Genomic DNA, 11,977 nt, shown 5'->3' with positions numbered 1-11,977 from the left:
TTTCCTTTCCTTTCCTTGCCGGGCCATGGGAACGCCAGTTGCATTCGGAGCGCCGCGTTCGAGGAGCAACTTGCGAGGCTCCAGAGTCCGCTCGCCGAATTCGAGGCAGCGCTTCGGCGAATTCGCGGCAGCGGCGATCACTGCGTACTGCCGGCCAGGGCACGCTCGACCTTTGCTTGGAACCACCGAGCGTGGCTCTTTGCCTTTACAGCGAAGTCCTCAGCACAGCCAAATTCGGAGGATCGGGCATCAGGCTTGTCCATGGAGAAGGCGCCTACGCGAACGCTCCTATGCGGCAATGCTGTTCCCCTAGGTGCTGTCATCCGAGCAAACAAAAACTCCCGGCAGGGTTAAGGGTAAAATCGACAGCAATTGGGAAAGCCGACACATAGGCCTGCGTAGTACCGAACGAAGTTTAACATAATATACAAACCGGGCCTTGCTCAAATCCGGAAGCCCTTGCGGCAGTAGGTGTGGCGCTCATTCCCACGCTTATGGCCACCAGCATTGCCGTTGCGGCCAGCTTGCGCCACACAGCCTTCTCTTCACGGCTGATTGCCCGCGCTTCGCCCACCACCCCCAGCACTTGGGCGAGTGGAATCCCTGTGATCCCGGCGATGGTCGCGCACGTCACAGTGTCGGGAAATTTCTTGCCTCCGCGCCAGTTGCTCACAGCCTGACGCGAGACGCCCAGCTTCCGCGAGAGGTCGCTATCTGAGGCTGCCCCGCTGGCCTCAATGGCTCTGGCGAGAATCTGATCGAAATTCATTTGTCCACCCTGTGTTGACACCCTGTCCACCCCCAGTGTACGTTGCGCCATGTCCACCGGCGGTGGACACCCGCCAGTCGGTCCCCCTAGGCCGCTGGCGGGAATCTAGGGGCTAGGGGGTGGGGTAGGGGATGCACGGATACATGTTCGCCGTAGCGGCCGTTGCAGTGCTCAGCGTTGTGATCGGAATTGCTCGTCTCGTTGCGTGGGGTATCGACCGCCGAGAAGAGCAGGGCACCAAGGCAATTCGTGACGCGGCATTCGAGGCCCAGGCACGCGCGGAATTCCTGCCGACACCGAGCCAGATTCGCCATGCGGATCTTGAGTTCTCGACTGCGCTCCTCGATCAGCAGGACATGGGTGAGGGCTGGTCATGATCTTCATCCTCGTCCTGTGCGTCCCGGCACTTATCTGGCTTTACAGGTACATCCGCAGCGGCCGGGGTCCGTTCGAATGATCATGACCCCCGCAGAGATGGTGCCGTTCTTCGTCGGCCTCGTAGCGATCTTCTTCGTCGGCTTCCTGCTGCAAAGGCGCAAGAAATGAGCGGCCATTGCAACTTCTGTGGTGAGCCGACCGTCTACTTTTTCGCGGGCGGTCTGTGTGCCGCCTGTACGGGCAAGAACGCCCGTATCCGCATCGACACCACCCCTGCTCAGCGCAGCCCCGAGGTCGTCGCCTTTGATGCCTCCATGGGCCTTGTGCACGCCTCTGCGCGTCGTACCGAAATGGCTACGACCAAGGTGCAGCAGCATGGATTTTCGGCGGCGGCCGGAGGCCGACGCCTTGGGCTTGTCCATTCTTCAACAAGTGACACGCACCGCGTGTCGATGACGCTTGATCCGAATCACATCAGGGCACTGCGTCTCAAGAAATCAATCATCACGGGTGCAAGGCTCCATGACCAAGAGGCGAAAGCAGGATCATTCCGTGGCGCGTGGTACATGCTCACCACGACTTACCGAAATGGAAGTGACGCTGGCCCTCGTGACATTAGCGAGGCACTTAAACGCGTCCGGGGCTTCTTCAATCGAGCTGTACGACTACGATTCCGGAGCTACCGTCCGCGTTTCCGTTACCTCTGGTGCGGCGAACTCACTCAGGCCGGTGTTCCCCATTACCACGTCCTGATCTGGATCCCTCGCGGCATCTTCATTCCGAAGCTGGATCGTCAGGGTTGGTGGCCGCACGGCCATACGCAAATCCAAAAAGCCCGCAACGCAGTGGGCTACCTCGCGAAGTACGCGAGCAAGTTTGTTCCCGATATGGCCGCAGCGTTTCCCAAGGGATTCCGCACGCACGCTATCGGCGGACTCAACGAAGAATCGAAGCGTGAGTTGCGGTGGTGGAAAGCCCCGAAAACCGCACGCGAAGTACTCGGCGCACTTGCCGATATCCGCAAAGCCCTGGGCGGCTATGTGGACAAGATCACCGGCGAATTCTGGCCCTCGCCGTGGAAGGTCATTACAGACAGGGGCCGGATCATCGTTTGGAAAATGGAGCTACCCGCATGAGCAAGATCATCATCCGCACCGCCGTGGCAATCCCGCGTTCGATCCGTGGCAAGAACAACGGCCCGAGCTTCAATTTCAATGAGCAGAACGCCGCGATCATGAAGGATGGCGAGGACTTCCCGCATCCGTTCCGCATCCGCTTGGATGACGGCCAGCCGCCGTATCCGGCTGGTGAGTACACCGTCGATGGTTCCAGCTTCGTAGTGGGGCAATACGGCGATTTGCAGATGGGTCGCCGCGTCGTGCTGGTTCCCCTTCCGTCCGCTCCGGCCGCCGCTTCGGCTGGTCGCAGCGCTTCGGCCGCCTGATATGGCGCGGTACGTCTACGAGTGCTTGCAGTTCGATCAGCAGACCGGCACCTGCACGCAAGCCGCATTCGTGCCGCGCACCGATTTTCCCGATCTGACACCTGCCCAGGTCGGGCAACTCTGGTCCGCTATCGCTGTGTGTTTCGCAGTGTCGTGGGGCTGGAAGCAACTAGGCAGGGCCATTCGTTCATGACCTCAAAAACTGGAGAAACACAATGGAATTCGATGTCGGCCCCGCCGTAACCGCCCTTGTTGGCATCACCGCTGGTATCAGTCTCATCGGTGCCGCAAAGCTCACGCCCGCAGCCGTCGCTGTGGGTTGGAAGTGGCTGAAGGCGACCATCTTCGGCTGATAAAGCAACACGGGGCCGGGCAATCCGGCCCCTTTCTTTAAGGGGAAATCGTGATGCTTGGCCTGTTCATTCTGGTGGTTGGCACGCTGGCTCTCTACATCCTGTTCGGGGACTGATGATGCAGCTAGTTCGCGTTATGACGCTGTTGCTTTCGCTAGCCTTTTCTGGTGCCGCAGCTGCTCAGTCCTGCAGTCCAAAGTATCCTCCTGATGTTGATTTCGGCTGCGCTGATGAGGGCGCTGCCTTCGCCGCTGCAGCAGCATCCGCCGCCGACCGCATCTCACAACGATCATCGACACAGCACTATGAGGCGTGCACTGACGGAACCGCCGTCTCGGGTGCTAACACAACTGTGCGCTTCATCATCGGGCTTAATACATGTCGCAGCGGCATCAACGTCACGCGAATCGGTCGCTCGTATCCGACCGTCATGAAGTGTTCTGCACGCCCGGAAGAAATGGGCTGGAAAGGGAGTGGCGATGCTGGTGTTGGCAGCGTCTGCCATAACGGCTGCGCCTATGACGGCTCGGTGTTTGCCGGGTCCCCAACAGGAAGGCTCTTTACGGCAAATGGCAGCACTTGCAAGAGCAGTGATCTTCCTGCTCCCACGACGCCTGAACCGGGCGACGGTGGTGGCGATGGTGGCGGCAGCGGCGAAATCCCCGGTGACGGCGACGGTGACGGTGATGGCGGGGGTGACGGATCGGGTCCAGGCGATGGCGGTGGGGATGGTGGTGGAGGGAATGGTGATGGCGATGGTGACGGTGACGGCGATGGTGATGGTGACGGCAACGGAGATCCCGGCGGCGAGCAGCCCAACGTGCCTTCTCCAGAGTACGAAGGCGACATCCCATTCCCGTGGCTGGATGGACAGATTCCGTCTAGCAGTGAAGGGCAGTGGAACAGCGGCCTCGGCAGTGGCTCTTGTCCTGCTCCAAAGTCGGTATCGGTTGGTATCGGCGGGTACTCCACGACGATTGAATTTTCGTTCAAGCCGCTGTGTGATTTCGCGATCCTAATCCGGGGTCTCGTTCTGGCTATCTCGGCCGTTGTAGCGGCCTACATCATCGCGGGAGTTCGTCGCTAATGCCTTGGCTTGCCTCCTTCCTAGTTTCCTTGCTGGGCAACTCTCTGGCACGCGTGTTGAGCGGTGCTGGCCTTGGTCTGCTCACGGGCGCGGCTTTGCTGCCTATCGTGAAGTCCGCTCTGCAACTGATCGTCTCAAAGTTCGGCGGCATCCCCGGCGACATGGCAAGCGTCATCCTCCTTTCTGGCTTCGGCGAGGGGCTGACCATGATCGGATCTGCAATCGTTACTAGGGTCGGCATCGATGCCGCCAAGGTGGCTGTAGCAAAAGGAGCCAAGAAATGATGTACCTGATTTCCGGTCAGCCCGGTAACGGGAAGACCTTGCGCGCACTGTCCTTCATGCGTGAGACCTATGAGGCCAACATGGTCCAGGTCAAGGAAGGAAAGGCCGAGCCGCGTCGCTTCTTCACCAACGTCGCGGGCGCTACCTGTGAAGAGAACCCGCAAGCGTTCCCGTGGGTGGAGAGGATTCCCGAACACAACGATTGGACCAAGCTCCCCGATGGATCGTTCGTGCTGTATGACGAGGCCCATTCGGACGGCAATACCACCGGCCTTGAACGCTACGGCAAGTTGTTCCCTTCGACCGGAAAGCCCGGTGAGTCGGACGACCCGCGAATCCGCTCGATGTCCACGCACCGGCACCGTGGCTTCGACCTCGTATTCGTTACGCAGTGGCCCAGCAAGATCCACCATCAGGTGCGCACGCTGGTCGGCTCTCACGTGCACATGAATCGCGCATTCGGCTTGCAGCGCGCTGGCGTCCTGACGTGGGGCAGGGTGCAGCCCGATCCCTATGACGAGCGCCAACGCGAAAAGGCGGAGGAGGAGATTTGGACCTATCCGAAGGACGTATACCCGCGTTACCGCAGCGCCACGGTGCACACGGCCAGCCACAAGTTCAAGGTCCCGGCCAAGGTCTGGCAGGCTCTCTCGATGGTGATCATGTTCGTGGCTGTTCTGTGGGCCGGGTGGTACTTCTTCGTCAAGCCGAGCGCTAAAACCGAACAGCCTAAGGAGAGTGCTGCTGAAAGCGCGCCGGCGGCGGCTCTTGCCCTGGCGCCCTTGGGCGCGGGCGAGCCGGCGGCGCAAACCACCTTGTCACCTGATGAGTACGCAAAGCGCCAACTTCCCCGAATCCCCGCACAACCATGGTCAGCGCCACTGTTCGATGACCGTTCGGTTGTCTCGTCGCCAGAGCTGTACTGCATGTCGTCAGGGGAGGGTGCTGATACCACCTGCACGTGCCTCACTGAGCAAGGCACTAAGGCTCCTGTCAAGCTCGACATGTGCAAGCACCTCGCGCGTCACGGCCCCTCGTACAACCCCTATCGTGCGCCTAGGGAGCCTTCCTCCAGCTCCACCGTGATGGCCTCAACCGAGCATGCAGGCGCTGGTGAGACGCGCGCACAGGGTGGGCCTGTCGGTGCCGTGATCGGGGTAGCCAATCGGGCTATGGGGACGTTCCCTGAGTCGGCACAGAATCGCTACAGCGGCAATTAGCGTGACCCATGAAGTGCTAGCAGGGTTCGTTGATTTGTTTCCAACCGTTCTCCACACGCTCAAACCTTCGCCCCTGCATGCACCTCTCATTCGGTCGTAATGGTGCTGGCCGGTGTTCCTGTTGAGCTGGCACCGGTCGATTCACCACACCCGGTAGCTTTTTCAGTTCGGCATCGAGTTGTCGTGATACCTGCTGCATCTGGTATCGCGTGTAAGCCGCTTCGATCAGGCTGTGGGCAGACAGGGCCAAGAACACCCCTAAGCCCACCTGCCACCAGATCGTGTGAATGGCGTCCGCTGTCCTGTGGTCAGTCAATTCCGTTCCCCTTTTCAATGGTCCGCGCATTCTAGCCGGGGTGTAGGGGCGTGCCCCTACGGTTACGCCTTCAACCTGCGGACCGCCCGAAGTGGCGATCACGGAACTCGCCCAGGTCAACAACGACGACCTTGACCATCTGGCGCTGACCGGCTTTTCGTTGACCAGCCTCGGCCTTGCGCCGGGAGGCGAACCCGGCCACCCTAAGTTCCATCTGATCACGCCATGCCAGCCCGGCAATCCGTTCGGGGGTCATGCGGTCGCCGTCAGGGCTGACTAGGTAGTTGCCTCTGACGCTCCAGCCCGCGAAGGGGCCGGTCAGGTACTGGCACATGCATCAATGCTCGCTTTGTCCTTGGAACCACGGAGAGGCAAGAGCGATGCCAGCAGCAGCTTCAGCAGGCTGCCGTAGTAGCCCACCAGCCTGGCCGCGTTCTTACATAATATACATTATGCGAAATGGTTGATGGGCCGTCTTTCGTGGGTCTGGCTCTGGATCAAGTCTTGCCTCCCTTCCCGGGAACCCAGCAAGGACGAGATTGCAGCATGTCCTCGTCGCCTTTCCGGGTGGCCATATGAATGGATTCCAGCGTCGTAGGCCTGCGCGAGTGCGTCAGAATTAGCCCAGACCGTCTACTGCTCCTGGCAACGCTGCCAGCCGCCTGCATGAGCATGGATTTGCTCCCATCCGTTCGGCAGCTTTCGGAACGCTTGACCGCCGATGCAAGCCATTCCAGAACGCTCAGAGGCGCCTGACCCCAAGGGAGGCAGCTTGATAACGTTGTCCGAAGAACCCGGGCGCCCAGCGCGTTGGGCCTCGGCTGACAGAGTGCGCGCCTCAACTCGTTCGCAATATGCCTTCATGCTCGGATGCGGGTGATTCGGCCATTCCAGTTCTTGGCAGTTGAAGGGCGTTGTGCTCTTTGACATCGAGTTGTAGGCAGCCTTGGGCGCCGTAGGTACAGGCTTGGGTCTGGGGCCGGTTGCAGAGTGCAATTGAGCCTGCGAAGACCAGACAACTGAAAAAAGCAGCAATCTTGCTGAAATCCTTTTGAGCATGAGCTTCCCCTTGTAGCTGGGGGAAGCTTACCGCCTCGAGCGTACCGCTGCTGAGCGCCCTGCTCCGCTTGGATATCAGGCGCACGCGGAGTGTCGGCTCGCGCGGCGCCTGTGCTGAAATCAAGCCGACGTTGCCGCCGCAATCTTGATCGACTTGACGTTCACAAACTCCTTCAGACCTTCCGGGCCGTGCTCACGCCCATAGCCGGATGCCTTCACCCCGCCGAACGGAAGCGATGGAGATGCCACGTCGAAGGTATTGATGAAGACCATGCCCGTATCGAAATACTTGCTCGCCAGCTCCCGCGCACGCTGCACGTCACGGCTGAAGATGCCGCCGCCCAGGCCATAGCGGCTGTCATTGGCGATGCGCAGCGCATCCTCATCGTCCTCGGCGCGGATGATGGCCGCTGCAGGACCAAACAGCTCATCCTCGTAGGCCACCTGCCCCGGCGCCACATCCGCCAGCACCGTAGCCGGGTAGAACCAGCCGGTGCGGTCCGGCACTTCACCGCCCACCAGCAGACGCGCCCCTTGCGAGACGCTCTTGGTCACCTGTTCGTGCAGCTTGTCGCGCTGCGCCTTGGAGACCATGGGGCCGAGCTGGGTGTCGTCGGCGTTCGGATCGCCCATCCGGATCGCTTCGAACGCCTTTGAATAGCCGCTGACGAAGGCGTCATAGTTCTTCTTTGTCACGATGAAGCGCTTCGCGTTGACGCAGGTCTGCCCGTTGTTGAACAGGCGGCCCTTGACGCAGGTCGCCACGGCGAGGTCCAGGTCGGCGTCGTCCAGCACCAGATAGGCGTCGTTGGAGCCCAGCTCAAGCACGGTTTTCTTGAGGGCTGCGCCTGCCTTGGCTGCCACCGTGCGGCCTGCTGCCTCGCTGCCGGTCAGTGTCACTGCGCGCACCAGATCGTTTTCCACGATGTCATTGGATTGGTCGTGGCTGATCAACAGCACCCCGAACAGCCCCTTGGGCAGCCCGGCACTTTCGTAGATATCACGCAGCAGCAGCCCGCTGCCGGTGCAGCTCTCGGCATGCTTGAGCAGTACACCATTGCCTGCCATCAGGCTGGCAATGGAATAGCGGATCGCCTGGTAAGCCGGGAAGTTCCACGGCTGAATGCCGTACACCACGCCGATCGGGGCATGGGTCACGATGCCGGTAGCACCGTCCACATCGCGCTCCTCGTCGGCCAGAGCAACCGGCCCCTGCTTGGCGGTGTAGTCACAGATAGCGGCACAGAGCTCGACTTCGGTGCGGCTGTCTTCAATGAGCTTGCCGACCTCGTCGGTCATCAGTTGTGCGAATTCTTCCTTGCGCTCGCGAAGCGCTTTAGCGATGTTCGCGATTACGTTTGCCCGTTCATCCAGACTGCGCAGACGCCATTGCGTAAACGCTTCATGGCTTGCCTTCACGACGGCGGCGGCTTCGGCGTCGGACATGTAGGAGTAGGTGGCAAGCACTTGTTCGGTCAGCGGATTGGTCGTGGTGAGCTGCTTGTTGGACATGGAGAGAGGCTCTTCACTTCAAAAGGAGGTGTATAGAGGGTCGCCGCCGTGCAGTTCCTCCGCCGTGAATTCTTCCGCGGAGGGCATCACTGGAGGTTCACCGCACCCCATTGCTACAGTGCGCCTTCGGCTTGCCCTGACGAACTTCCCACATGCGCTCCTGGTTGCGAACAGTCTCCATCACTCTGGCGGCAGCGCTGGCTACCGCCGTTGTTGCCAGCCTGCTGCAGACCCAGATCAATCTGCATGCGCTTACGCAGCTCGGCCTCGAGGTCAGCTGGCAGTCCCGGGCTGCCGTCACCGTGGAGGATCTGGCTCGGTTCGGGCCTGTGATGTTTGGCTTTTCGCTGGCAGGCGGCGTTATCGCGCTTGGTCTGCAAACGGGCCTGCGGCGCCTGGGGTTGAGCGCCCTGCCCTGCGCGCTGCTCGCCGGTGTGGCCGGGCTGGCCATCGTGCTGGCGCTGCTACGCAGTGTGATCCCGATGCCTGCGGTCGCTGCGATCCGGGAGATTCCTAGCCTCGCCCTGCTCAGCCTGTCTGGACTGGTGGGAGGGTATGTGAGCCACGTGCTGACAGGACGTGTCGTGCACGGAGCACGCCGACACGGCCGGGCGGCTTACCTGGTGCCTGCTTGCCTCGTGTTGCTGCCGCTTGCGTCGTTCCTGTTGATGCGCCCGATGCCGGACCGGTCACAGCCCCCTGCGGCGTCGGGATACCAAGCCACCATCGTCGCCGACGGCCTGCAGTGGCCGTGGTCGTTGGCGGAACTCCCGGACGGAAGACTGCTCGTCACCGAAATGGCTGGCCGCCTGAAGGTGATTGACCCCGACGGCGAACGTTTGGACGTCGACCTTTCCAAATTACCCGAGGGGTATCAGCGGGAGCGCGTGATCGGTCTGATGGGCATCGCTCTCTCCCCCGATTACCAGAACGACCACCGTATCTATCTGAGCCAGGGCTACCGCGATCCGCGCGGCGTGGGCGTCCGTTTGATGCGTGGTGCGCTCAACTTCGCCGGCGGTGAGTGGTCGATAGATCAGGTGGAGGTTCTATTTGAATCCACGCCAAAACCCAGCGATGGCAACAACGGAGGGCGCTTGGCGTTCCTCGATCCACACACCCTCCTGCTGACGGTAGGAGACGGCAGTGCACGCCGGGAGGAAGCCCAGAACCAAAGCAACTCGCTGGGCAAAGTGATGCGCATTTCGCTCGCCCCGGGTGCCAGCGGCGTTGCCGTGTACACCTCAGGGCACCGCAATCCGCAAGGCATCGTGCGTGACCCTGTCACCGGCGCCATTTACGTGAGCGAACACGGGCCGCGCGGCGGCGATGAGCTCAACCGGCTTCGACCGGGTGGCAATTACGGCTGGCCGCTGGTCAGTCACGGCATCGACTACCCGTTTGCACGGGTGAGTCCGTTTACGCGACACGAGGGGTTCGAGGACCCGGAGGTGATCTGGTCCCCGTCGATCGCGCCCTCTGGCCTGGCCGTCTATCAAGGCACCCTTTTCAAGGGATGGCAGGGAGATTTCCTGGTGCCTGCATTGCGTGAGCGGAGCGTCCGCCGCCTCGTGCGCGATGGTGATCGCGTGGTGCGCCAGGAGCTGTTGCTCGGTGAACGCGGTGAACGCATTCGTGACGTCAAGGTGGCTGGAGATGGCTCCATCTACGCGCTCACCGACGGCGCGGATGGGAAACTGCTGCGGCTGGTGCCGGAGATACCCGCGTCAGCACGGTTTTAACGTTGCGCGGCCCCATCCCCCTCCCACCTCATCGTGAACGTCAGCGCTACCCTCTGGCCAGGCGCCAGCCGCCTCGGCGCCAACGTAAAACCGTCCGGCGGACCCGTCTGCGGCTCCACACACGTCGCGTGCGCAGCACCGTCATACACCACCCAGTGATCCGTATCCGCCCGCAACTCCAGCCGCTGCGCCCCGGACACCAGCACCACCTCAGCCTGGTTGATGAAACAGTCATCCCAAGGCCCGTGCGCAGGCGCGATGCAGGGCAATGCAGCGATGCCCTCCCCGTCCCGTGGATACATCGCACTGGGTGAGAACAGCAACTGATCCGGCTTCCGAAACCACGGATGCCAACCTAGCACCGCCGGCATCGCCTTGTGGCCGGCTTGCACGGCGAGGCACAGTTCCAGGCGGTCGGGCAGCACATGGACCGTCTGCGTCGCACGGCCCCCGAACGGCCAATGGCCGTCCTCGGGAAGTTCCAGCGACAACACGGCGCTGCTCGCATCGAGACTGTCGACATGCCACGGCCGTGAAAACCCGAGGCCATGGATCGCGTGCGAGCCCAAGTTGGTCGGCAGCGCATATCGCGTGTCATCAAAGCTGAAGCACCCCTGCCGAATCCGCCCCGCCCACGGCACCATCGGATAGCAGCCCCATCCAATGGCGGCCGCCCCACCCTCGACCTCACCCACCAGCCAGTCCACCCCGTCGTACCGCATCTGGGCAATGCGTCCACCGGCTTCGGGCGCCAATGCGACCTCCAACGCACCGGCCCTCAACCAGTACAGACGCCCAGCAGGCAACGGCGCCTGCGCATCGTCTTTCGGTGATGCGGTTTCAAGCGCCATACGGATCGATCGTCCGGATGCTGCCGTCCGGCTCCATGTGCAGCGGTGTGCACTTGACCGAGCGCAGATGGGTCACGCCGCCGGATAGCAGGGCGTCGTGATAGAAGAGGTACCACTGCCCCCCGAACGCGCAGATGGAGTGATGCGTGGTCCAGCCCACCACGGGCTTCAGGATCACGCCGCCATAGGTGAACGGTCCGTACGGGCTGTCACCGATGGCGTAGCACAGCAGGTGCGTATCGCCGGTCGAGTACGAAAGGTAGTACCGCCCCTGGTACTTGTGCAGCCACGGGCCCTCGAAGAACCGGCGCGCATGGTCATCGGCCCGCAGCGGCTGTCCGTGCTCATCCAGGATGACAATCTCCCGCGCAGGCTCCGCCAGCCGTGTCATGCCCGCATCCAACCGGCCGACCCGCGGGCCGAGTGCCGACGCGTCGCCGGTGGGCTCCTCATATGCCGCATCAAAGCGGTTGTCCCGGTACTTCTGCAGCTGGCCGCCCCAGATGCCGCCGAAGTAGAGGTAATGCGTGCCGTCGTCGTCCTCGTACACGGCCGGATCGATCGAATACGTGCCCTCCATCGGCTCGGGCTCGGCGGTGAACGGTCCCTCGGGACGGTCCGCCACGGCAACGCCGATGCGGAACATGCCCTGCCCGTCCTTGGCCGGGAAATAGAGGTAGTAGCGTCCGTCGCGGTGGGCCGCATCCGGCGCCCACATCTGCTGGGCGGCCCAGGGCACGTCATTCACATGCAGCGCCACGCCGCAGTCGGTGGCCTCACCTTCGGGTGAGTCCATCCGCAGCACGTGGTAGTCCTCCATGCGGAAGTGCCCGCCCTCATCATCGAAGGATGCGCCGCCGTCGATATCGTGCGATGGATAGATGTACAGGCGCCCCTCGAATACATGGGCCGAGGGATCGGCCGTATAGAGGTGGGTCACCAAGGGCTGGGAGATGGCATGC

At 61.9% G+C, this 11,977-nt stretch carries 13 protein-coding genes; 8 read left to right on the top strand and 5 right to left on the bottom strand.

Going from position 1 to position 11,977, the window contains the following annotated elements; translation table 11 throughout:
• Positions 1 to 415: 415 nt before the first annotated feature.
• Positions 416 to 769 carry a DUF3693 domain-containing protein gene (locus tag AC13F7_RS17680; RefSeq protein ID WP_483002497.1) on the bottom strand — a complete coding sequence of 118 codons (354 nt, stop codon included), beginning with the start codon at positions 767 to 769 and terminating at the stop codon, positions 416 to 418.
• A gap of 143 nt (positions 770 to 912) precedes the next feature.
• On the opposite strand from AC13F7_RS17680, the gene AC13F7_RS17675 reads away from it, so the two are divergent.
• The 7 genes from AC13F7_RS17675 (at position 913) to AC13F7_RS17645 (ending at position 5,535) form a co-directional block, all read left to right on the top strand.
• Positions 913 to 1,146 (top strand): hypothetical protein, encoded by a 234-nt coding sequence (locus tag AC13F7_RS17675; protein WP_483002496.1) that lies wholly within the window; start codon positions 913 to 915, stop codon positions 1,144 to 1,146.
• 261 nt (positions 1,147 to 1,407) lie between these two features.
• On the top strand, positions 1,408 to 2,283 hold the full coding sequence (locus AC13F7_RS17670; RefSeq protein WP_483002543.1) for a rolling circle replication-associated protein: 876 nt from the start codon (positions 1,408 to 1,410) through the stop codon (positions 2,281 to 2,283).
• Complete coding sequence (locus AC13F7_RS17665; protein WP_483002495.1) at positions 2,280 to 2,591, top strand: single-stranded DNA-binding protein; 312 nt, start codon at positions 2,280 to 2,282, stop codon at positions 2,589 to 2,591. The genes AC13F7_RS17670 and AC13F7_RS17665 overlap by 4 nt, the downstream gene beginning before the upstream one ends.
• A gap of 215 nt (positions 2,592 to 2,806) precedes the next feature.
• Positions 2,807 to 2,944 carry a major capsid protein gene (locus AC13F7_RS17660; RefSeq protein ID WP_483002494.1) on the top strand — a complete coding sequence of 46 codons (138 nt, stop codon included), beginning with the start codon at positions 2,807 to 2,809 and terminating at the stop codon, positions 2,942 to 2,944.
• A gap of 136 nt (positions 2,945 to 3,080) precedes the next feature.
• Positions 3,081 to 4,031, top strand: a complete 951-nt coding sequence (locus AC13F7_RS17655; RefSeq protein ID WP_483002493.1) for a virulence factor TspB C-terminal domain-related protein — start codon at positions 3,081 to 3,083, stop codon at positions 4,029 to 4,031.
• Positions 4,031 to 4,315: a DUF2523 family protein gene (locus tag AC13F7_RS17650; protein WP_483002492.1), complete on the top strand. Its 285-nt coding sequence runs from the start codon at positions 4,031 to 4,033 to the stop codon at positions 4,313 to 4,315. Before AC13F7_RS17655 ends, AC13F7_RS17650 begins: the two co-directional genes overlap by 1 nt.
• On the top strand, positions 4,312 to 5,535 hold the full coding sequence (locus tag AC13F7_RS17645; protein ID WP_483002491.1) for a zonular occludens toxin domain-containing protein: 1,224 nt from the start codon (positions 4,312 to 4,314) through the stop codon (positions 5,533 to 5,535). The genes AC13F7_RS17650 and AC13F7_RS17645 overlap by 4 nt, the downstream gene beginning before the upstream one ends.
• 386 nt (positions 5,536 to 5,921) lie before the next feature.
• Here AC13F7_RS17645 and AC13F7_RS17640 read toward each other — a convergent pair whose 3' ends face one another.
• Both AC13F7_RS17640 and AC13F7_RS17635 read right to left on the bottom strand, forming a co-directional pair.
• Positions 5,922 to 6,185, bottom strand: coding sequence for a DUF3653 domain-containing protein (locus AC13F7_RS17640; protein ID WP_282261731.1), 264 nt, complete (start codon positions 6,183 to 6,185; stop codon positions 5,922 to 5,924).
• Positions 6,186 to 7,030: 845 nt separating this feature from the next.
• Positions 7,031 to 8,422 (bottom strand): NAD-dependent succinate-semialdehyde dehydrogenase, encoded by a 1,392-nt coding sequence (locus tag AC13F7_RS17635; protein WP_483002490.1) that lies wholly within the window; start codon positions 8,420 to 8,422, stop codon positions 7,031 to 7,033.
• Positions 8,423 to 8,574: 152 nt separating this feature from the next.
• On the opposite strand from AC13F7_RS17635, the gene AC13F7_RS17630 reads away from it, so the two are divergent.
• Positions 8,575 to 10,164 carry a PQQ-dependent sugar dehydrogenase gene (locus AC13F7_RS17630; protein WP_483002489.1) on the top strand — a complete coding sequence of 530 codons (1,590 nt, stop codon included), beginning with the start codon at positions 8,575 to 8,577 and terminating at the stop codon, positions 10,162 to 10,164.
• Here AC13F7_RS17630 and AC13F7_RS17625 read toward each other — a convergent pair.
• Together AC13F7_RS17625 and AC13F7_RS17620 are read right to left on the bottom strand one after the other, a co-directional pair.
• Positions 10,161 to 11,015, bottom strand: coding sequence for an aldose epimerase family protein (locus AC13F7_RS17625; protein WP_483002488.1), 855 nt, complete (start codon positions 11,013 to 11,015; stop codon positions 10,161 to 10,163). The two genes, AC13F7_RS17630 and AC13F7_RS17625, sit on opposite strands and share 4 nt — an antisense overlap.
• Entirely contained in the window at positions 11,005 to 11,970 is a 966-nt protein-coding gene (locus AC13F7_RS17620) for a glycoside hydrolase family 43 protein (RefSeq protein WP_483002542.1), read from the bottom strand. The genes AC13F7_RS17625 and AC13F7_RS17620 overlap by 11 nt, the downstream gene beginning before the upstream one ends.
• Between the last annotated feature and the right edge of the window lie 7 nt (positions 11,971 to 11,977).

The organism is Stenotrophomonas sp. K-6, from assembly GCF_056861555.1.
The sequence above is the reverse complement of the archived record's forward strand: the minus strand, read 5'-3'. Positions and strand labels throughout refer to the sequence as shown.